This is a genomic window from Micromonospora sp. BQ11 (assembly GCF_052068135.1).
GTDB lineage: Bacteria > Actinomycetota > Actinomycetes > Mycobacteriales > Micromonosporaceae > Micromonospora.
Genome location: NZ_JBQHDB010000005.1, coordinates 336,918 through 357,865 on the forward strand (window position 1 = coordinate 336,918; position 20,948 = coordinate 357,865).

The window sequence follows — 20,948 nt, forward strand, 5'->3', positions numbered from 1 at the left end:
AGTCCGCCCGATCGGCCCGCCGGGGCGGTTCGCTCATTCCGCCCGGGCGCCGTCCATGTAGCCCCGCCCAGCCGGCTAGGGGGATGGCCACGCAGACCCGTGATGTCTGTGCGACATAAATATGTCTGACAGACATCACGAGTTTGGGCCTCGCTCCCCGCGCCTCCACCGGTGCCTGATCCACTCGCCTCCATTGAAGGAGGGGCATCGGCGCGCTGGGGATACCCCTACTTCAATGAAGATGCGATGATCTTGGCGCGGGGCGCGGGGCGCGGGGCGCGGGGCGCGGGGCGCGGGGCGCGGGGCGCGGGGCGCCGGGCGCGGAGCGCGGACCCGGCGGTGGATGCGGTCACGTCAGGTCGGTGCGGATGGCGCTCGGTGGGAGCGCGACCGGCCGGCGCGGGGGCCGGTGATGGCGGCGACACCCACCGTGACGTGCGTCGCCTCCGCGCCGGCGTCCGGTTTGACCGTCCTCGCCCTCGGGTAGGTCCCAGGTTCCCGACGAACCGAAACGGGGGCTTGCGATGCCGAGCCGGATCACCTGCGAGGTGCGCGACTGGTCACCGGTGACCGTCGTACGGCTCCACGGCGGCCTCGACCTGGGCACCATGCGTACGGTGCACACCGCTCTGGACCGGTGCCTGTCCACCCAGCCCGACGCCCTGGTGGTCGATCTCGCCGACGTCACGGTGCGCGACCGGCTGGCGCTGTCGGTCTTCGCCGCCACCGCGCGCCAGGCCGCGGACTGGCCGGGGGTCCCCGTGGTGCTCTGCTCCCCACCGCCGGACGCCGCCGTGTGGCTGGCGGAGTCGACCGCCTGCCGGGTCGTGCCGGTGCGTCGGGACTGCGCCGAGGCGACCCTCGTCGCGAACGCCGCCGCCGTGCCGCGCCTGCGGGCGCGCCTGGAGCCGGTGGCCGGCGCCTGCCGGCGGGCCCGGGAGCTGGTGGGCGACGCGTGCGGGCGCTGGAACCTGCCGGAGGCGGTCGGTCCGGCGTCGCTCGTGCTCAGCGAGCTGGTCGGCAACGTGGTCCGGCACGCCGGCACCCCGATGCAGGTGACGCTCACCCTGCGCCGCCCGTACCTGCAGCTGGCGGTGCTGGACGGCAGCCGGGCCGGCGCCCGTGTGATGGTGCCGGACCTGCGCGCCGAGGGCGGTCGCGGCCTGATGCTCGTCCGGGAGCTGGCGCAGCGCTGGGGCAGCGGACCGGCCGGGGACGGCAAGGTCGTCTGGGCGGTACTCCCGGCTAACTGACCGAAATTACCGCTCTAGCCTGAATGGGCTCTCTCGCCTGGTTTCATGGTCGGAGGGGCGGGTAGTCGCGCCCGTCCTTTCTGTCATCACGGCGGGGTGAAAACTTTCATGGCCAAAGAGGTCACGACGGAACCGCGCGACCGAGGTCCGGCCATCCTGGCACCGGCGCGCTTCGGTGGCTATCCAGGACCCCTCCGGCCCGCAACACCGGGCGGGAAACTGCTCAGGTTCCTCGCCACCACCGACCACAAGCAGATCGGCCTGCTCTACCTGCTCACCTCATTCGCCTTCTTCGTCCTGGCCGGGATCGAGGCGATGCTGATCCGCGCCGAGCTGGCCCGCCCCGGCCTGCAGATCCTCTCCGCCGAGCAGTACAACCAGCTCTTCACCTCGCACGGCGCGGTGATGCTGCTGCTCTTCGCCACCCCGGCCGCGTTCGGCTTCGCCAACTACATCGTGCCGATCCAGATCGGCGCGCCGGACGTGTCGTTCCCCCGGCTCAACGCCCTGGCGTACTGGCTCTACCTGTTCGGCGGGCTGATGGTGGTCGGCGGTTTCGCGACGCCGGGAGGATCGGCCGACTTCGGGTGGACCGCGTACACCCCGTTGAGCAGCCAGGAGCACTCCCCCGGCGTCGGGGCGAACATGTGGGTCGTCGGGCTGGTGATCTCCGGCCTCGGGACCATCCTCGGTGCGGTCAACCTGATCACCACCATCCTGACCCTGCGGGCACCCGGCATGACGCTGTTCCGGATGCCGATCTTCACCTGGAACATGCTCTTCACCAGCGTCCTGGTGATCCTGGTCTTCCCGCTGCTGGCCGCGGCGCTGCTGGCCCTGTCGGCGGATCGGTTGCTCAACGCGCACGTCTTCGACCCGGCGACCGGTGGACCGATGCTCTGGCAGCACCTGTTCTGGTTCTTCGGGCATCCCGAGGTCTACATCATCGCGCTGCCGTTCTTCGGCATCATCACCGAGATCATCCCGGTCTTCTCCCGCAAGCCGATCTTCGGCTACACCGGTCTGGTGCTGGCCACCATCGCGATCACGGTGCTGTCGATGACGGTCTGGGCGCACCACATGTTCGCCACCGGCCAGGTGCTGCTGCCGTTCTTCAGCATCCTGAGCTACCTCATCGCGGTGCCCACCGGGGTCAAGTTCTTCAACTGGATCGGCACGATGTGGAAGGGGCAGATCACCTTCGAGACACCGATGCTGTTCGCCATCGGCTTCCTGGTCACCTTCCTGCTCGGCGGGCTCACCGGGGTGCTGCTGGCCAGTCCGCCGGTCGACTTCCACACGCACGACACGTACTTCGTGGTGGCGCACTTCCACTACGTGGTCTTCGGCACCGTGGTGTTCGCCCTCTTCGGCGGCTTCTACTTCTGGTGGCCGAAGATGACCGGTCGACTGCTCGACGAGCGGCTCGGCAAGGTCCACTTCTGGACCATGTTCATCGGCTTCCACGGCACCTTCCTGGTGCACCACTGGCTGGGCAGCGAGGGTTTCCCCCGCCGGTACTCCGACTACCTGCCCACCGACGGCTTCACGGCGCTGAACACGACCTCCAGCATCTTCGCCTTCATCCTCGGCGTGTCCACCCTGTTCTTCATCTGGAACGCCTGGAAGTCGTGGCGCTACGGGGCGATGGTCAACGTGGACGACCCCTGGGGTTTCGGCAACTCCCTGGAGTGGGCCACCACCTGCCCGCCCCCGCTGCGCAACTTCGACCGGATGCCCCGGATCCGCTCCGAGCGGCCTGCGTTCGACGCCAAGTACGGCCCGCTCGTGGCCGACCTCGGCCGCGACCTGCCGCAGCGCACCACCAAGCCGCCGCAGGGATTCCGCGACGAGATGCACCGAGAGGAGCACCTGCCCGAGTCGCCGGCCGCCGGAGGCGCGCGTGGCGCCCGTGACGCCGTCGCGTTCCAGCCGGCGCCGCAGTCGGGCGCCCGGCCGGTGGAGGTGCCGGAGCCGGAGGACGTACGCCGGCCCAGCTTCGAGCACAGCGACGCGCCGGACGAGGAGGAGAACCCGAACCCGCTGGACTCCGAGCGCGGGCCGCGCGAGAGCCCGCCCCGCTGGCGGCACCCGCACAGCGACGGCGGTGACGAACCGCGGGGGTGACTGTCCGCGTACGCCGAAGGGGGCCGGCACCGTGCGGTGCCGGCCCCCTTGTCGCGTCGTCAGCCCTCGCGGGCCGCGGCCAGTCCGGCGGCGGTGAGCGACCGGCGGACGGCGGGCTGGACCCGCGTCAGCCGCAGCGGCACCCCGGTCCGGGCCGCCGCCTCGTGGCCCGCCATCAGCGCCGCGATGCCGCCGGCGTCGAACCCGCCCGCGCCGACCAGGTCGACGACCACCTCGGCGGGCTGGCCGGTGACCGCCTCCAGCATCGCCCGGCGCAACTGGTCCGCGCCGGCGCGGTCCACCTCACCGCCGACCTCGACCAGGACCCGGTCGCCGTTGTGCTTCACCGAGATCCGCGTCTTGGCGGTGCCGGTCTCCGCGGTGCCGTTCTGCCAGGGCGGCGGGGCGTCGGCGAGCATCGCCTGCCGCAGCCAGGTCAGCGCGCGGGACAGCAGCCGGGAGACGTGCATCTGGGAGATGCCGAACCGGGCCGCGATCTCCGCCTGGGTCTGGTTGCCGTAGAAGCGCATGGCGAGGATCCGTCGTTCCCGCCAGGGCAGCCGGTGCAGCAGCCCGCTGACCGTCACCCGGTCGTCGACGGACTCCAGCGCGTTGTCCGATTCGCCCACCAGGTCGCCGAACTCGGCCGAGCTCTCCCCGCCGACGGGCGCGTTGAGCGAGGCCGGGCTGTAGCCGGCGGCCGACTCCAGGGCGGCCAGGATCTCCTGCTCGGGCGTCTCCAGCCGCGCGGACAGCTCGGCGACCGTGGGCGCCCGGGACAGCTCGCTGGTCAGCGACGCCGTCGCCTGTCCGACCTCGAGGATCAGGTCGCGCAGCCGGCGGGGCACGTGCACGCCCCAGGTGCGGTCGCGGAAGTGCCGCTTGATCTCGCCGACGATGGTGATCGCCGCGTACGCGGTGAACGAGCCCCGTTCCGGGTCGTACCGGTCGACGGCGTTGACCAGGCCCAGGCGGGCGACCTGCTCCAGATCCTCCAGCGGCTCCCCCCGCCCCCGGTAGCGGCGCGCCAACCGGCCCGCGAAGGGCAGCGCGAAGCGGACGAGGTCGTCCCGCGCCTCCTGCCGCCGTTCCGGTGGCAGGCCCTCGATCCGTGCCGCGTACGCCAGCGCCGCCGCGTCGAGGTCCTCCAGGCCCCGCTCGGTGGGCGGTGGTGTGGTTGTGGTGGTCTGTCCGAACATCCGCGCCTCCCTCAGGAAGGTCCCCCGCCCGGATTGGGAAACCGGTCGTGCGCGTGGTCGGACCACGCACCGGGCCGGAAGTGGGTTACGTGACTGGGATGCCAGCGGGTGACGGCGCCGCACTGCACGGCGTGATCAGGCCGTCGCAGCCAGCGGTGTTCCCGCTCCGTAGGTACTCAATCACGGGACCACGGGTTCGCGAGGATGTTTCGGTGTCCCCGTCTCAACAGACCAGAAGGCCCTGGTGGCTGCCGGTGTCGCGGAGCGTCTCCAGGGCCTCCGGCACGCCCATCCGGGCCGGTGTCGGCAGGTCGTACGGCTGGGCGCGCAACACCTCGGTGGCACGTCGGGTGGGTACCGACGTCACCGGGTAGCCCCGGGCGGTGGTCCGGTCCAGGGCGCGCCGCCGGCGACCGAACCCGGCGACGGCCAACCACTGCGGCAACCCGGCCAGGGCCGGCGAGCGCAGCCCCGGGGGCTCGGGCAGCACGTCGACGGAGCTGAACGGCTCGCTGCCGGCGAGCCACCACTCCACCTGGTCCACGCTGCGCCGGGTGGCGTTCTCGCACCAGTACGGCACCATGCCGGCCCGGACGACCTGCCACGGATCGAGCAGCCGGCCGCATTCGACCACCAACCGGTCACCGGTCTTGCCGGCCGCGCGCAGCCACCGCCGGTAGAGGTCGGCGGTAGCCGCGCTCAGCGCCGACGGCTGCGGCACCAGCACGCGGTGCAGCGCGTGTCCGTGCGCGGAGACCCACCGGCGGGTGTCGCCCTCGAAGCCGTCCTCCACGCCGTGCTCAGCCGCGCCGCGCGGCACGGTGACCTCCGGCGGCTCCCAGCTCGCGCCGTCGCCCCCGGCGGACCGCAGCACCTGACGCAGGGCGTGGCTGTCCGGGTGGAAGTCCACCGGATCCAGCCCGCTGGCCGGGGAACCGATCTGGAAGCTGTGCCCGGACCCGTCGTCCAGGACCGGCCAGGTCCGTACGTCGCGCAGCAGCAGCAGGGGCGCGCCGGGTTCGAGCCGGTCGGCCAGGAACCGTGCGTACGCCGCCGGCAGGGACCGCCACCGCGCCGCGAGGGAGACCGTCGCACCGCTCAGGGCGCCGCGGCTGGCCGGGCAGTGCACCTGCCGTACGTGCAGGTCAGGGTTGCCGGCGAGCAGGCGGCCGGCGAGGGCGGCACCGTGGTCGAGGGCGGCTCGCGGCTGGTCCACCGCGCCCTGCGCCCAGTGCACCGACATCTCGAAGCCGGTGGGCAGCCAGGGCACGCCGAGCGCCACCGCGAGGTGGGCGACCGCGCCGTGCGGGGACCCGAGCAGTGCTCCGGGATACCGGCCGCGGGGGTACTGGTCGGCGAACCACCGGGCCACCCGATCGGCGTCGACCTCGGCGGTCTGCCCGATGGTGAGCGCCACCCGGCCGGCCGCCCGCGTCACCGCCGCCCGCCGCACCGGGTCGGGCGCGCCGGTGAACCGCGACAGCGGCCCCGGGTGCCCCAGGTCGGCGCAGTCCTCCCCGCGCAGCGCCCGAGCGGTGGCCGCCACCAGGACCCGCGCGGCGCTGCCGACCGCCACGACCCGGTCGCCGGCCATACCGGCACCGTCGGCCGTGAGCCCCTTGCGCACCTTGTGCACCGGCCCCACCTTGCCTCGTTCGCTCACCACGCGGCCCGGCTTCCCGTCCGGATGGGGTTCAAACGGGGCATCACACGCCGGTCGGGAGTAATCCTCGGAACTCTGGCGCTTCGCCAGTCTGGGGCGGTTGTCGACAGGGCGGCCCCGATCGGCGCGCCGAACCGAACCCTGGCGGCCCCGCTGCCGGCCCCGGGCGCGACGTCCGGGGTTTCGGTCGGCGGACCACGGGCACATGACCGCCCATGCAGGAAGACGAGACCAGCGCCGCCGCCACCATCACCCCGTACCAGGACGGTCCGCTGCTGGTCCGGGGCGACTTCGCCCTGGTCACGCCCGACGGTAAGCGCATCGACGCCCGGCGGGGCACGGTGGCGCTCTGCCGCTGCGGCAAGTCGGCCCTCAAGCCCTTCTGCGACGGCACCCACAAGGCGATCAGCTTCCGAGCCGGCACCGACCGCGAGTCGTAACCCCGGCGCGCCCGCCCTCGCCCCGCGCTCCGGCGCCGCGGAGCGGTCAGGCCGCGGCGACGGCCAGGTCGGGGGCGGATCCCTCCGGGGCGGTCGGTTCCACGGCGACCCCGGAGGGGGTACGCAGGGAGGTGTGTCCGGCCGACCAGGCGTCGAACACGTGCGCCGCGAAGAGCCGGTCCACCGCGAGCGCCGCCGCCGCGCCGAACAGCACGTCGCCGGCGAGCCCGGGCTCGACGCGGGTCAGGCCCCCGCACATGTCGTACGCGGCGATCTGCTCGTGCACCGCGTCGGCCTCGACGTGCTCGTCGTAGAACCGCGTGGCCACCTCGTCGAACCCGAGCCGCCGCAGCGCGTTGCCGTAGCGGCGGTTGGGCAGCGAGGACGTCATCTCGTACGCGGCGAGGTGACCGAGCACCGCCCCGCGCAGCCGCCGGTGCAGCCCGAACAGGGACATGAGGTTGTTGGTGGCGAGGGTGATCGCGGGCACCACGTCGAGGTGGGCACCGTAGTCGGTGTCCAGGCCGAGCCGGCCCAGCGTCGTCCGGAACAGCTCGGCGTGCATCCGCTCCAGCCGGCCGTTGCCGTACTCGTCCATCTGGATCTCGACCAGCGCGGCCTTCGCCGGCCCGCCGAGCCGGGGTAGGACCCAGGAGTGCGGGTCGGCCTCGCGCAGGTGGTAGACCGACCGGTGGGTGGCGAACTCCCGGAACTGCGCCAGGGTGGCCCGCCGTTGCAGGTACCCGGCGAGGGACGGGCCGTCGTCGGCGGCGACCACGTCGGCGAGGGCCGCCGGGACGCCGCTGGGCAGCACCGCCGGCGGCGGCCCCACCAGCGCGCGCACCGCCGCCTCGAAGAGCCCTTCGGCGTACGCGCGCAGCGCCAGCAGGGACGGCTGCCACTCCCAGTCGTCGTCGACGCCCTCCCACCCCCGGTAGTGCAGCTCGTAGCAGAGGAAGAGGGTGAGCTGGAGATCCTCGCCGGTGAGCGGGTCGGTCGGGTCGAGCCGGTTCCCGAGGTCGGCCGGCAGGTCGTGCGGCGCCTGCCGCAGGGCGGTCAGCAGCGCCCCGGACACGGGCCCACGGGGCTGCGGCAGGGGTGCCGGACCGTACCGGCGATCGGCGGACTGGGGCACACTGACCTCCCGCGTTGGACTGCGGATCTCCAGTGCCCGGGTGGTGGAAGGCTAAACGAGGTCCTCCGCCTCCACGGTCGTCCGGGCGGCGAGCATGCGGTCGCGGACACGTCGGGCGGCGTCCCCGTCGGCGACGATGGACCGCAGGTCCGCGAACGCCGGGTCCGGTGGGTCGAGCGGGACGGCCGCGTCGACGACGGCCTCGACCACGCAGGGGCGGTCGGCGGCCAGCGCCTCGTCCCAGGCGGCGCCGACCAGCTCGGGCCGGTCCACCCGTACGCCGTGCAGCCCGAGCAGCCGGGCCCAGCCGGCGTACGGCACGTCGGGACGGCGCCGGGACGGGTCGGTCGTCGGCCGTCCACCGCCCATCCCGGACTGGTCCCGGTTGTTGAGGACCAGCACCACCAGCCGCGGGTCCTGCCACTCCTGCCAGTGGCGCGACACGGTGATCAACTCGGCGAGGCCGTTGAGCTGCATGGCACCGTCACCGATCAGCGCGATCACCGGCTGGGCCGGGTCGGCCAGCTTGGCCGCCACCGCGTACGGCAGGGCGCAGCCCATCGACCCGAGGGTGCCGCAGAGCTGCGCGTTGACCCCGGGTGGCAGCTCCAGGTGGCGGGCGTACCAGTAGAGGACCGACCCGACGTCGACCGCCACGGCCCCGGTGCGCGGCATCCGGACGGACAGTTCCTGGAGCACCAGCTGCGGGTTGATCGGCTCGGCGGGCGCGGCGGCCCGGTCGGCGGCCTCCAGACGCCACCGGTCCACGGAGTTCTCCACCGTGGCCCGCCAGGTCGGGTTGGGCCGGTCGGGAACGCGGGCGTACAGCGCGCGCAGCGTCTCGGCGGCGTCACCGATCAGCGGGACCTCCACCGGGTAGCGGGTGCCGATCCGGCGCCCGTCGATGTCGATCTGGACCGTGCGGACCTGACCGGGCATCGGGTAGTAGTCGGTCCACGGGTCGTTGGTGCCGACCATCAGCAAGGTGTCGCAGCCGCCCATCAGCTCCGCGGCGGCGGGCGTGCCCACCTCACCGAGCACCCCGGTGTGGAAGGGCAGTCGCTCGTCGAGCACCGGCTTGCCGAGCAGCGAGGTGGCCAGTCCGGCGCCCAGCCGGTCGGCCAGCGCGATGATCTCATCCTCCGCGTCCCGGCCACCCTGCCCGACCAGGATCGCGACGCGCTGGCCGGTGGCCAGCACCTGCGCCGCGGCGTCCAGGTCCACGTCGTGCGGCAGCACCCGGGCCAGCGGCACCCCCGGGGTGGCGGTGATGACTCCGGCCGACTGGAGCGGCAGGTCGGGCGCCGGTGCCTCCAGCAACTGGATGGGCAGCACCACGCAGACCGGGCTGCGGGTCGCCGCGGCGGTCCGGAACGCCTGGTCGAGCAGGGCCGGGACGTGCGCCGGATCCCGCCCGTGCCGGACGAACTGGTTGCACACGTCACCGAACAGCCGGCTCAGGCCGATCTCCTGGTGGGCACCGCCGAGTGGACCCGAGACGTCCTCGCCGACGATCGCCACCACCGGCTTGCTGTCCAGCTTCGCGTCGTACAGGCCGTTGAGCAGCTGGACCGCACTGGGCCCGTGGGTGGCGAGGCAGACCCCGATACCGCCGGTGAACTTGGCGTGTCCGGTGGCCATGAACGAGGCGGTCTCCTCGTGCCGGGCGGGGACGAACGCCGGGTCCCCGCCCGAGGCGTCGAGGGCCTCGACCACCGGCGCGATGGCCGCGCCGGGGTAGCCGAAGGCCCGCGGTACCCGCCAGGCGCGCAGCCGGTCGACCACCAGGTCGGCGACGGTGCGCTCACCCATGGCCGCGCCCCGGCGTGGACTCGTCGACGTAGCGCAGCACGGCGCCCACCCCGTCGGTCAGGTCCGGCGCCTCGTCCGGGCCGAGCACGGTCAGCTCGGCGTCGGTGCCGACCAGCGCGCGGACCAGGGCGGCGTCGGCGCGTACCTTCGCCGGGTCCGGCACGGACATGGCCGCGAGCTGGCCCGGGTCGGTGGCGATCTCGGTCGGCTCCGGCCCGATCCACAACTCACCGTTCGCCGACGGGTCGTCGACGATCAGCATGGTGTCCACCTGGTTGCGTTGCAGGGCGGACACGACGGCGTCCAGGCCGGCGCCGACGTCCTCCTGCATGCCGAAGCGGTCCAGTGCGGCGGTGACCTTCTGGTTGGCGACCTCCGCGATGGTCTGCACCGTGATGTCGTCCAGAAGGGTCTGGTCCGCGCCCAGGGCACGGGACCCGGCGTCGGTACGCACCATCATGTCCTGCCAGCGTTCGGGCATCTGCGCGGCGACCATCCCGGTCGCCCGGACGTCCCCGGCGACGACGACGACCTCGGCGCCGACCTTCTCGGCCAGCTCCACCGTCGCGGCGGTGACGTCGCCGGTGTTGTGGTGCCAGGCCTCCTCGGCGGCCTTCTGATACTTCGACTGGGACCAACCGCCGGGTTGGGGCTTGCGCAGGGGAAAGCTCTCCCGTCCCCTGACGTGGGCCCGGCGGGGTACGCCTCCGGCGCTGATCGCCATCGCGTCCGCGCCCTTCCGATCGGTCAGCACCCGGACCCAGGCCACCTGCTCGCCGCGCTGGGCGAGCATCGGCATCACGTGCGGCAGCGGGCTGAACGCGGCCAGGTCCCGCAGCGGCGGCGCCGAGAGGTACTCCGACAGCACCACCCGTCCGTGGCTGGCGAAGACGGCCAGGCCGTAGTCGCCGGCCATCGGGTCGTGACCCCGGACCACGGCTTCGATGGCGTTGATGGACGCCTCGTCGGCGCGTTTCTGCTGCAGTCGGTCCCGCAGGGCGCGCCAGCGCAGATCCAGCGCCGGGTGGGCGTCCTCGGTGTTCGCGGAGGCATCCAGATAGACCGAGCACCACGGCCCGGGTCGGTCGTAGAGCGGGCGCAGGAAGGACAGCTGCATGCTCGACCCCTTTCCAGCTCGGCCCTGCGCTTACCCACCCGACCGGCGATGTCACCTGGCTGCCCGGGTCCTTCTCCCGCCGCGTGACCACCGTTCATTCACGTCGTTCAGCCGGGAGTGCCGATACGATCGGTCAACACGACGCGACCCTGGGTGGTGATCATGGACAGCGACCTGCAGTACCGGCGGATCGCGCACCCGACCGGACGGATCGTCACCGGACGGATCGTCCGACTGCTCGACGGTTATCCCCGCGAGGTACGGATCGGTCAACCGGTGCTGGTGGCGGTGCTGGTGGCCGCCGGGGTGGCCGGCCTGCTGGTGACGCTGCTGCGCTCGCTGCTCGGCGCCGGCTCCGGCGGGCGACGCACGTTCAAGGATCTCAAGAAGGGCCCGGAGTACCTGGTCACGCCGGTCCGGCTGCGCGACGCCGCTGGGCAGCTGGTCGAGGTCGAGTTGCACGGGCACCTGCCGCAGAGCGCCCTGCACCCCGCCGACCACGTCCAGATCACGCTTCGTCGGCAGCGCGACGCGGACCTGCCGCCGAAGATCGAGCGGATCGTCAACCTCACCACCGGCCAGCTGCTCACCCCGCGTACGGCGACGCTCTGGTCGCACCTCGGGCCGCCGCTGCTGCTCCAGGCGGTACTGGGCGCGATCCTGCTCACCGGCGTAGCGGCCTGCTCCGCCCTGACGTGAAAGGAAGGGCCCCCGCTTAACGCCTGGCGTTGTAGCCGGGTCCCTTCTTAACGCCGCGACGCGAACGTTTCGGCCGTCCCGCGGGTGGGCAACGCGGCCCGACATGTTCCCCGGTTTCGCGCTCGAGGAGATCGACGTCGGCCCGGTACGGCTGCGGGTCCGCCACGGCGGCTCGGGCCCGCCGGTCGTCCTGCTGCACGGTCATCCCCGCACCCACGCCACCTGGCACCGGGTGGCACCGCTGCTCGCCGCACGGCACACCGTGATCTGCCCCGACCTGCGCGGCTACGGCGGGTCGTCGAAGCCGCCGAGCACGCCCGAGCACACCACGTACGCCAAGCGGGCCATGGCCGCCGACGTGGTCGCGCTGCTGGACCGGCTCGGGCACGACCGGGCCGCCGTCGTCGGCCACGACCGGGGCGCGTACGCGGCGATGCGGACGGCGCTGGACCACCCGGACCGGGTCTCGCGGCTCGCGGTCCTGGACGGGGTGCCGATCGGCGAGGCGCTGGCGCGCTGCGACGCCCGGTTCGCCGCCCGCTGGTGGCATTGGTTCTTCCTCGGGCAGACCGGAAAGCCCGCCGAGCGGGTGATCAACGCCGATCCGGACGCCTGGTACGGCGGGTCGCCCGAGCAGATGGGCGAGGAGGCGTACGCCGACTACCACCGCGCCATCCACGATCCCGCGGCCGTGCACGCGATGTGCGAGGACTACCGGGCCGGGCTGGGCCCGGACCGGGCGGCCGACGACGCGGACCGCGCCGCCGGGCGGAGGATCACCTGCCCGGTGCTGTTCCTCTGGTCGACGCGCGACGACATGGTGGACCTCTACGGCGACCCCACCGCGATCTGGCGCGACTGGGCCGACGACGTCCGGTCGGGCGCGATCGACTCCGGGCATCACATGGCCGAGGAGGCGCCGGAGCAGCTCGCCGCCGCGCTGGCGGACTTCCTGGCCGACTGAAGCCCGGAACGACCCGTCGACGGACCCGTCAGCCGACGGGCGTGGCCTCGCGGACCGACTCCCGCGCCGACCGGAGCAGGCCGCGGCGCCGCGCCCAGCGCTCGAAGACCAGGGTGGCGAAGGGTGGGACCGCGCAGGCCAGGGCCACGCCGGTGGTCAGCAGGCTCCACCGGTGCAGGCGGGCCACCGCCAGGACCAGCACGCCGTACGCCACGAACAGCCCGCCGTGGATCGGGCCGAAGACCTGCACGCCCAGCTCGTTGGCGGGCGGGCCGTACTTGACCGCCATCCCGGCCAGCAGGGCCGCCCAGGAGATCGCCTCGGCGATCGCCGCCACGACGAACAACCGGGTCACCTTCTCGCGCATCGCCGCTCCCCCACCTCTCGCGCGGCCATGCTAGCCGGGTCCGGCGGTGCGGACCGGTAAGACCGGCCGGGGCGCGACAGGGATCACCCGGGCCCTCCGTGGGTACGTGGAGAGAACTTCGGGTCTTTCCCCCACCGGGTGTCACGTGCGAGGTTAGGGGGTACCAGCGGTGACAGGGTGGTGACCATGGGCGAGGAAGTCGGCGTTCGGACGTTCAGCCGGGAGGACCGGGCCCGCTATCGTGACAAGGTTCGCCGCTGCCTCGACGTCTTCGCCGAGATGCTGCGCGAGTCGCGGTTCGACGTGGACCGGCCGATGACCGGGCTGGAGATCGAGCTGAACCTGGTCGGCGACGACTTCATGCCGACGATGAAGAACACCGACGTGCTGGCGGCGGTCTCCGACCCGGACTTCCAGACCGAGCTGGGCCAGTTCAACGTGGAGATCAACGTTGCGCCGCGCCGGCTGGCCGGCACGGGCACCGCGGAGTTCGAGGAGCAGGTCCGGGCGAGCCTCAACGCCGCCGAGGAGAAGGCCCGCACGGTCGGCGCGCACATGATGATGATCGGCATCCTGCCGACGCTGCGTCCGGAGCACCTGACCGCGGAGACGCTGTCCGGCAACCCGCGCTACAAGCTGCTCAACGAGCAGATCTTCGCCGCCCGTGGCGAGGACCTGCGGATCGCCATCAACGGGGTGGAGCGGCTCGCGGTCACCGCCGACACGATCACCCCGGAGGCGGCCTGCACGAGCACCCAGTTCCACCTCCAGGTCTCACCGGACCAGTTCGCCGACTACTGGAACGCCGCCCAGGCCATCGCCGGCATCCAGGTGGCGCTCGGCGCGAACGCGCCGCTGTTCTTCGGCCGAGAGCTGTGGCGGGAGACCCGGGTGCCGCTGTTCGAGCAGGCCACCGACACCCGCTCCGAGGAGATCAAGGCCCAGGGCGTACGCCCCCGCGTGTGGTTCGGCGAACGCTGGATCACCACGGTGTTCGACCTGTTCGAGGAGAACGTGCGCTACTTCCCGGCGCTGCTGCCGGTGTGCGACCCGGAGGACCCGGCGGAGACCCTCCACGCCGGCGGTGTGCCGAAGCTCGGTGAGCTGCGGCTGCACAACGGCACCATCTACCGCTGGAACCGCCCGGTGTACGACGTGCTGCGTGGGCGACCGCACCTGCGGGTGGAGAACCGCGTGCTGCCGGCCGGTCCGACGGTGGTCGACACCATCGCCAACGGCGCGTTCTACTTCGGGCTGGTCCGGGCGCTCGCCGAGGCGGACCGGCCACTGTGGTCGCAGATGTCGTTCAGCGCCGCCGAGGAGAACTTCACCGCCTGCTCCCGGTACGGCATCGACGCGCAGGTGTTCTGGCCGGGCCTGGGCTACCTGCCGGTGACCGAGCTGGTGCTGCGGCGGCTGCTCCCGCTGGCCCACCACGGGCTGGACCGGTGGGGTCTCGACCCGGCGGAGCGGGACCGGCTGCTCGGCATCATCGAGCAGCGGTGCCTCACCGGCCGCAACGGCGCGAGCTGGCAGGTGGAGACCCTGCACCGGCTGGAGTCCGCCGACCACCTGGACCGCCCGGAGGCGCTGCGCGAGGTGGTCCGGCACTACGTGACGCTGATGCACAGCAACCGCCCGGTGCACGAGTGGCCGCTGCCCTGAGCAGCGGCGCACACACCCGAGGCACCCCCGGACGCCGGACTACGACGTGGCCGGTGCCCGACGGCCGCGCTCGGCGAGGTCGGCGAGGCGCGCCTGCAGCGCCGGGTCGAAGGCCTTGACGTACGCCAGTTGCGCCAGCGCCCGGCAGCCCCGCGACAGCTTCGCCCGGTCCGCGCCGGTGCCGTAGTGGACGGTGGTGACGCCGTCGAGCTGGGCGCAGCGGATCAGCTCGTAGTAGACCAGACCGAAGTACAGCGGTAGCCGGCCCTGACGGGCGTAGTCGAAGCCGGCCTGGCGTGCGTACCGCTCGCGACCGCGGCGCAGCACGAGGACGAACCCGGCGATCGCGCCGTCGATCTCGGCCAGCAGGACGCGGGCGTCGTCACCGAGGTGGACGGCGATGCTGTGCAGCACCCGAGCGAGGGTCGCCGGATCGGCGTCGGTGCCGTGGCGACGGTAGAGCGCCTGCTCGAGTGGCACGAGCTGGCCGACGACGGCCTCGGACAAGGCGGTCTCGCGGTAGGTGACACCGCCTTCCCGCAGGGCCCGCAGGTCCCGGTTGATCTTCGTGCGGTGGCGGTAGTCGAACCGGGCGAGGTAGGCGCCGAAGTCGCCGGGCGGAACGTCGAGCAGGTAGGCGGTCTCCGAGGGCAGCTCGGTGTAGCCGGCGCGCCGGAGCGCCGCACGGGAGGGCTGGTCGTCGGCGTCGACGTAGAGGAACCCGACCGAGGCGAGATCGAGGTCGCGGGCCCGCCGTTCGGCCAGGCCGACGAGGGTGTCGAGGGCGGCGTCCCGCGCGGCCGGGACCAGGTCGGGGTGCACACCGAGGCGGCTGTGGCCGGGGTTGCGGCCGCCGCAGGACAGGGTGGGTGCCAGGTCGGCCGCCCAGGCGGGGACCGTGCCGGTCGTCCGCTCGGCGATCTCCGCGACGACCTGGTCGGTGCGACAGAACACGTACGGGGAGGCGGCGTCCAGGGGGTAGCACGGCAGCGCGCCGTGGGCCCCCACCGTCACGTGGGCCGGGGGCCGGTCGGCGGTCCGGTCGGCGTGGCGACACCAGGCGCTGCCGGCGAACATGCCGCGCACCGGGAACAGGTCATCCCAGCTCATCGAGGTCGATCCGCACCTGGTTCATGGCGGCCTCGGCGCTGCGCACGGCGTCGCCGACGGTGTCGGCGACGGCGATGAGGCAGCCGAGGATGTCGAGGTTGCTCTCGGCCGGGCCGACCGTGTCGCCGGGGCGCACCTCGATGTCGAGGTGGATGTCGGCGGGGATGCGCCGGGCGAGGTCCAGACCGGTCAGGCCGCGGAAGACGCCGGGTGTGGAGGCGACGAAGCAGCGCGAGACGGCGGCGCGGGCGCGGGTGCGGGTCAGGTCGGCCCGCTCGCCGCAGTGCAGGCGGACCAGCTCGCGCTGCTGGTCGATGCCGGTCGCCTCGTAGATCATCTGCGGCAGCTCGGCGCCGCCCATGCGCCCGTTGACCTCGACGACCCTGGGCCCGTCGGCGGTGACCCTGATCTCGACGTGGGCGGCGCCGAAGTCGTGGCCCACGGCGTCCAGCGCCCGCGTCGCGGTGTCGACGACGGCCGCCTTCACCGAGTCCGACAGCATGGACGGGAACATGTCGCCGGTCTCGACGAAGTACGGGTGCGGGCTGAGCGTCTTGTCGGTCACGCCGATGACGTCACGCCGCCCACCATCCTGAATCGACTCGACGCTGACCTCGTAGCCGACCAGGTACTCCTCGACGAGAGCGCCGGGGCGGCGGGGCTGGCCACGGAAGTTGACCGGTACGGACGCGATCGTCTCGAAGGCCGCCCGTACCTGGTCGGCGTCGCGGCACAGGCTGACGCCGATGCTGGCCGACTCGGTCATCGGCTTGACGACGCACGGATAGCCGAACGTGGCGGCGGCGTCCAGCGCGTCGGTCAGGTCGACGGCGTTGCGGAAGCGCGGCACGGCCACCCCGGCCGCGGCCAGGGCCTGCCGCATCAGCAGCTTGTCGCGGCACGTCCGGGCGGCCCGGGGATCGAGGCCCGGCAGGCCGAAGTAGGCGGCCACGTCGGCGACCAGCGGCAGGTTGTAGTCGGTGACGGTCATGACCCCCCGCAGCCGCCCCTGCACGTGCAGCGGGGTGAGCGCCTCGACGACCGCGTCGGTGGAGTTCGTGTCGGCCGTGGCGATCAGGTCGACGTGCCGGTCGAAGACCTCGTCGGCCAGGGCGACCACCCGGTAGCGGTCGGGGTCGTTGCTCAGCAGCATCGTCTGGTAGCCGAGGTCGTGTGCCGCGCGCAGCGGGGTAAGGCCGAAGTTCGACAGCTGCGTCTCCACCACGGCGACGACACCCGGTGTCATGCGGTGATCCTTTCACGGTGGTGCGCCGCGGCGGTCACGGCGGCGGCGAGGTCGGAGCGCAGGACGCGGCGTGCGGCCGCGACCAGGACGAGGGCGAGTATCACGCAGGCCGCCGGGAGGAAGAGAGCATCCCTCGTGCTCAGCGTGTCGGCGACCGCGCCCGCGGCGGCGGTGCCGGCCGCGGACCCCACGGCGATGACGCTGCCGACCCCGGCGAAGGCCTGGGTACGACGTGCGGCCGGGGACAGGTCCCCGATGAGGGAGAACTCCTCGGTGCCGACGATCGCGATGGGGATGCCACCGACGAGCACCAGCGCCGCCACCAGCACCAGCCCGGTCGGGCTGGTCAGAGGTCCGGTGACCAGCACGGTCAGCGGCAGGGCCGCCGCCCCGGCGGCGAGGACGGCCAGCAGCCACAGGTAACGGCGGACCGGTTCGCCACGCCAGACGCGGGCGCCGTACCACAGGCCGCCGACGACGCTGCCCACCGATTCGAGGGCGATGATCGGTCCGGCCCAGGAGGACGGCCGGCCGCCGGTGGAGATGTAGGCGGTGACCGCGACGGCCAGGGCGCTGGACAGGGCGGCGGTCAGCCCGATCGCGGCGAGTACCACCAGGCCGCCGGGCCGGTAGAGCCGCGGCCGGGTGCCACTCACGCCGCCTCGCGCGGGTGTGGCGGGGCGGCTGGCGCGTACGGCCGGGGACAGGGCGAAGCCGGTCGCCCCGGTCGACAGCAGCGTCGCCGAGGCCACCAGGGCGACGGAGGGGCTGCCCCAGGCGGCGAGCCCGCCGACGGCCGCCGGACCGACGACGAACAGCAGTTCACTGAGCGTGGCCTCCAGCGCGTGGGCGGTGGTGCGCGCGGCGGGGTCGGGGGTCAGGGTCGTCCACAGCGCCCGCATGCTCGCACCGACCGGTGGGGAGAGCAGGCCGGACAGCAGCGCCAGGGCGATGAGTAGGGGCGGAGCCTGCCGGGGCCACACCGCGAGCGCGGCCAGGGGCGCGGCCACGGCGAGCCCGCACAGCCCCAGTGGCAGGCTGGGGCCCCGGCGGTCGGCGACGCGGCCCCAGATCGGCGCGCCGGCGGCCATCCCGACGGCATAGGCGCCGCCGACGGCGCCGGCGACCGCGTACGTGTGGCCGGCGCCGACGAGCGCGAACAGGAGCGCGAGGCTGATCATGCTCACGGCGAGGCGGGCGAGGGCGGCCGGCAGGGCGGCCCGCAGCGCGCCGGGCAGCCGTAGCAGGGCCAGGTAGCGGCTCACGGGGCCGGGTGGCGGGTCATGGGACGGGGTCCGCCTGCTCGAGGTCGGTGGCGAACCGGAACACGTCGGCGTACGACTCACGGCGCCAGACCAGGCGCTCGCGGTCGCCGTCGATCTCCACCACGGCCGCCCGCGTGCGGATGAAGTTGTTGCTGCGGCCCAGGGAGTAGGCGCCCGTGTCGTGGAGGCAGAGCAGGTCGCCGGCGCGCAGGTCGGCGGGCAGGTCGACGTCGGTCCCGTGGATGTCGTTCTCGTAGCACAGCGGCCCGGCCACCGACCACGAACTGGTCCGCTCGGTGTGGACGCGACCGAGCGGGACGAGCCGGTGCCGCTCCCCGGTGCCGGACCACGGGGCGACGTTGTTGCCGGCGTCGAGGATGAGCCAGCGCGCGTCGGGCAGGTGCTTGGCGGTCACGACGCTGGTCAGCAGGGCCATGGTGTCGGAGACCAGCCAGCGGCCGGGTTCGCAGCCGAGCGTCGTGTCGGCCAGCCCGTGCGCGCGCATCTGCTTGTCGACCGTCGTGAGGAACGCCGCGAGGTCGAGCCGCGGCTCCGGGTCGGCGGGCACGGGGCCGCCGGACGCCGCCCACAGCGCCGACAGCGGTCCCGTGCGGGGCCGGACGATGCCGGGCACGCCGAAGCCGCCGCCGATGTTGACCTCCTGTATGTCGAAGCGGTCGCGCAGGCCGGCCGCCGCGGCGAACACGACGTCCAGCGCCTGACCGAAGAGGTCGTCGTGCACGATCTGACTGCTCAGGTGCGCGTGCACCGCCGTCAGCCGCAGCTGCGGCCGGGCGGCGATGCGGTCGAGCAGGTCGGCGAGCTGGGGTGAGCCCGCGGGCCAGCCGAAGCGGTTGCGACGGGCCGCCCCCGCGGTCTGCGCCCGGTAGGACGGGTCGACCGAGGTGGAGACCGGCAGGCCGGGTGAGATGCGGATGCCGACGGCGGCGGGTCGCGCACCATCGGCGATCGCGGCGAGAGCGTCGACCTCCTCGGCGGCGTCGATGTTGACCGCGATGCCGAGGGCGTGGGCGCGGGCGAGCTCGTCGGGGGTCTTCATGGGACCGTTGAAGACCATGTCGGCGGGCGGGAACCCGGCCGCCAGGGCGGCCTCCATCTCGTACCCGGAGACCACGTCCGCGCCCTGGCCGGCGCGGGCCAGGCGTCGACACAGGGCGGGCAGGTAGTTGGTCTTGACGGAGTAGTAGACGCGGGTCGGACGATCGAGCGCGCCGAGCGCCTCGTGGAGCCGGGCCACGGCGTCGTCCAGGCGCTGGGCGTCGAAGACGTGCACGGGGGTGCCGTGGCGGCGCGCCACGTCGGCGAGGCGGGCGTGGTCCCAGTCGGTCATGTGGTCACTCCCGGCGCGGCGAGACGCCCGTGAGAAGCCGGAATCCGGCATCGATCTGATCGAGGTCGAGCAGGGGTGCGTACCGGTCGGCCCACGTGCCGTCGTCGAGGTCGCCGCGCAACTGGTCGATGCCCCGGGCGACCGCGGCGGCGTCGGTGAGGGCGAAGGCCGAGCAGGCGCGGCGCACCTGCTCGTCGAGGTACGCGGCCGGGCGGCGCCAGAACGCGGTCATGAACCCGTCGGTGAAGTCCGCCGGGATCGGCAGGTCGCTGATCTCAGCGGGGCCGAGCAGGTCGGCCAGGTGGGCCAGCTCGGGCACGCGGGCGCGCTCGGCCTGCTCGATCTCGGGAATGTAGTCGCGGGTCAGCCAGAACTGTCCCTGTACGGCCATGTCGTAGCTGACGACGACGAACCGCCGGGCCACCCGCCGCAGCTCTCCCAGCCCGGCCTCCAGGTCGGACCAGTGGTGCACGGTGAGCACCGCCATCGCCACGTCGAAGCTGTCGTCGTCGAACGGCAGGTCCTCGGCCCGACCGGCGACGCACGGGGGTGCGGACGGGGGGCGCTGGGCCCGCATCACCGCCGAGGGTTCGACCGCGGTCACCGCCAGGTCCACCGGTTCGTAGGCCCCGCTGCCGGCGCCGACGTTGAGCACCGTGCGAGCGTCGCCGACGGCGTGCCGGATCGTGGCGGCCCAGCGGGGGTCGGGTCGGCGGACGTGGGAGTATCCGACGCCGATGCGGTCGTAGACCGGCCGGGCGGCGGGCGGATGGCGTTGGTCGTGGCGGCGTTCGGCGAGCGTCCGCCCGCTCATGCCGACTCCGCGCTGGCCAGCGCCTGCGCCTCGTACTCCTCGCCGTAGCGGCGGTTGGCCCACCGGTTGACCGCGACGAGCCACACGTCCCGGTGGCCGCCGGTCCCGTCGAGGTGCTCGATGTCGGTGACGTGGTGGAACATCCGGGTGTCGTCGAACACGACGGCCTGCCCGTCCCGCAGGACGGTGCGGAAGAACGGCTCGCCACCGCCCAGCGGCATGAGCTGGGTCTCGCCGCCGGCGATGTTGTGGCGGCGGGTGACGGCGACCATGCCGAAGTCGTGGCCGTCGCGGTGCGGGCCCTCGGGCGCGGCGACGCCGGCGACGTCGGGCGTGGAGATCACCCGGCACTGGTGCACGTTGATCTGGTACACCTGACCGGTGTCCAGGCCGAGTGCCTCCGCGCCGGCCGCGATGAGCGGCGTGGGGTCGACGGTGAGCGGCTCGAGGGTGCGCAGCATGCCGCCGACCAGGTTGTTGTACGTGCGCGGCTGGGTGAACGCCCGGGCGGGCAGCAACTCCAGTCGCCAGGTTCGGTCGTGGAAGAGCCGATACTGCGAGAAACGGCGGTAGCGCTGCGTGGAGCCCGTGTACGGGTCCAGTGGCAGCGATTCGAATTGAGTGAGCGTGTGGTCGTCCAGTGGCGGTGTGTCGATGACGGCATAGCCGAGATCGTTCAGACCCATGCGAAGCCAGCTCCCCGTGATGACGACCGGGGTAG

At 73.3% G+C, this 20,948-nt stretch carries 18 protein-coding genes; 6 read left to right on the forward strand and 12 right to left on the reverse strand.

The annotated features are described in order from the left end of the window. Positions 1-524: 524 nt before the first annotated feature. Together ACTMSW_RS13665 and ctaD are read left to right on the forward strand one after the other, a co-directional pair. On the forward strand, positions 525-1,253 hold the full coding sequence (locus tag ACTMSW_RS13665) for an STAS domain-containing protein (protein WP_441180958.1): 729 nt from the start codon (positions 525-527) through the stop codon (positions 1,251-1,253). A gap of 108 nt (positions 1,254-1,361) precedes the next feature. Next, positions 1,362-3,380 carry an aa3-type cytochrome oxidase subunit I gene (ctaD, locus tag ACTMSW_RS13670; RefSeq protein WP_441180959.1) on the forward strand — a complete coding sequence of 673 codons (2,019 nt, stop codon included), beginning with the start codon at positions 1,362-1,364 and terminating at the stop codon, positions 3,378-3,380. A 59-nt stretch (positions 3,381-3,439) separates the two neighbouring features. Here the strand turns inward: ctaD and ACTMSW_RS13675 are convergent, their stop codons facing one another. Together ACTMSW_RS13675 and ACTMSW_RS13680 are read right to left on the reverse strand one after the other, a co-directional pair. Then, positions 3,440-4,579: a SigB/SigF/SigG family RNA polymerase sigma factor gene (locus ACTMSW_RS13675; protein ID WP_441180960.1), complete on the reverse strand. Its 1,140-nt coding sequence runs from the start codon at positions 4,577-4,579 to the stop codon at positions 3,440-3,442. A 223-nt stretch (positions 4,580-4,802) separates the two neighbouring features. Further along, positions 4,803-6,173, reverse strand: coding sequence for a hypothetical protein (locus tag ACTMSW_RS13680; RefSeq protein WP_441181064.1), 1,371 nt, complete (start codon positions 6,171-6,173; stop codon positions 4,803-4,805). 284 nt (positions 6,174-6,457) lie between these two features. Between ACTMSW_RS13680 and ACTMSW_RS13685 the strand changes: the two genes are divergently transcribed. Next, entirely contained in the window at positions 6,458-6,682 is a 225-nt protein-coding gene (locus ACTMSW_RS13685) for a CDGSH iron-sulfur domain-containing protein (RefSeq protein ID WP_441180961.1), read from the forward strand. A 46-nt stretch (positions 6,683-6,728) separates the two neighbouring features. On the opposite strand, the gene ACTMSW_RS13690 is transcribed toward ACTMSW_RS13685, so the two are convergent. The 3 genes from ACTMSW_RS13690 to ACTMSW_RS13700 are packed head-to-tail and all read right to left on the reverse strand — an operon-like array spanning position 6,729 to position 10,746. Further along, positions 6,729-7,817, reverse strand: coding sequence for an iron-containing redox enzyme family protein (locus ACTMSW_RS13690; RefSeq protein WP_441180962.1), 1,089 nt, complete (start codon positions 7,815-7,817; stop codon positions 6,729-6,731). Between the two features lie 51 nt (positions 7,818-7,868). Next, positions 7,869-9,629, reverse strand: coding sequence for a thiamine pyrophosphate-binding protein (locus ACTMSW_RS13695; RefSeq protein ID WP_441180963.1), 1,761 nt, complete (start codon positions 9,627-9,629; stop codon positions 7,869-7,871). After that, positions 9,622-10,746: a baeRF2 domain-containing protein gene (locus ACTMSW_RS13700; RefSeq protein WP_441180964.1), complete on the reverse strand. Its 1,125-nt coding sequence runs from the start codon at positions 10,744-10,746 to the stop codon at positions 9,622-9,624. The genes ACTMSW_RS13695 and ACTMSW_RS13700 overlap by 8 nt, the downstream gene beginning before the upstream one ends. 153 nt (positions 10,747-10,899) lie before the next feature. Between ACTMSW_RS13700 and ACTMSW_RS13705 the strand changes: the two genes are divergently transcribed. Beyond that, positions 10,900-11,445, forward strand: a complete 546-nt coding sequence (locus ACTMSW_RS13705) for a hypothetical protein (RefSeq protein WP_441180965.1) — start codon at positions 10,900-10,902, stop codon at positions 11,443-11,445. A gap of 103 nt (positions 11,446-11,548) precedes the next feature. After that, positions 11,549-12,409 (forward strand): alpha/beta fold hydrolase, encoded by an 861-nt coding sequence (locus ACTMSW_RS13710; RefSeq protein WP_441180966.1) that lies wholly within the window; start codon positions 11,549-11,551, stop codon positions 12,407-12,409. Between the two features lie 28 nt (positions 12,410-12,437). Here ACTMSW_RS13710 and ACTMSW_RS13715 read toward each other — a convergent pair whose 3' ends face one another. Continuing rightward, entirely contained in the window at positions 12,438-12,776 is a 339-nt protein-coding gene (locus ACTMSW_RS13715) for a DUF3817 domain-containing protein (protein ID WP_441180967.1), read from the reverse strand. 186 nt (positions 12,777-12,962) lie between these two features. Here ACTMSW_RS13715 and ACTMSW_RS13720 point away from each other — a divergent pair, with 186 nt between their 5' ends. Next, on the forward strand, positions 12,963-14,441 hold the full coding sequence (locus tag ACTMSW_RS13720; RefSeq protein ID WP_441180968.1) for a glutamate--cysteine ligase: 1,479 nt from the start codon (positions 12,963-12,965) through the stop codon (positions 14,439-14,441). Between the two features lie 39 nt (positions 14,442-14,480). Here ACTMSW_RS13720 and ACTMSW_RS13725 read toward each other — a convergent pair whose 3' ends face one another. The 6 genes from ACTMSW_RS13725 to ACTMSW_RS13750 are packed head-to-tail and all read right to left on the reverse strand — an operon-like array spanning position 14,481 to position 20,913. Continuing rightward, the gene (locus tag ACTMSW_RS13725) at positions 14,481-15,551 is read right to left on the reverse strand and encodes a GNAT family N-acetyltransferase (RefSeq protein ID WP_441180969.1); all 1,071 of its coding nucleotides are present in this window, start codon (positions 15,549-15,551) and stop codon (positions 14,481-14,483) included. Then, the gene (locus tag ACTMSW_RS13730; protein ID WP_441180970.1) at positions 15,538-16,797 is read right to left on the reverse strand and encodes an ATP-grasp domain-containing protein; all 1,260 of its coding nucleotides are present in this window, start codon (positions 16,795-16,797) and stop codon (positions 15,538-15,540) included. Before ACTMSW_RS13730 ends, ACTMSW_RS13725 begins: the two co-directional genes overlap by 14 nt. Continuing rightward, positions 16,794-18,062: an MFS transporter gene (locus tag ACTMSW_RS13735; protein WP_441180971.1), complete on the reverse strand. Its 1,269-nt coding sequence runs from the start codon at positions 18,060-18,062 to the stop codon at positions 16,794-16,796. Before ACTMSW_RS13735 ends, ACTMSW_RS13730 begins: the two co-directional genes overlap by 4 nt. Positions 18,063-18,078: 16 nt before the next feature. Further along, positions 18,079-19,413: a diaminopimelate decarboxylase family protein gene (locus ACTMSW_RS13740; protein WP_441180972.1), complete on the reverse strand. Its 1,335-nt coding sequence runs from the start codon at positions 19,411-19,413 to the stop codon at positions 18,079-18,081. 4 nt (positions 19,414-19,417) lie between these two features. After that, positions 19,418-20,227, reverse strand: coding sequence for a class I SAM-dependent methyltransferase (locus ACTMSW_RS13745; RefSeq protein WP_441180973.1), 810 nt, complete (start codon positions 20,225-20,227; stop codon positions 19,418-19,420). After that, the gene (locus ACTMSW_RS13750) at positions 20,224-20,913 is read right to left on the reverse strand and encodes a 2OG-Fe dioxygenase family protein (protein ID WP_441180974.1); all 690 of its coding nucleotides are present in this window, start codon (positions 20,911-20,913) and stop codon (positions 20,224-20,226) included. Before ACTMSW_RS13750 ends, ACTMSW_RS13745 begins: the two co-directional genes overlap by 4 nt. Positions 20,914-20,948 lie beyond the last annotated feature (35 nt).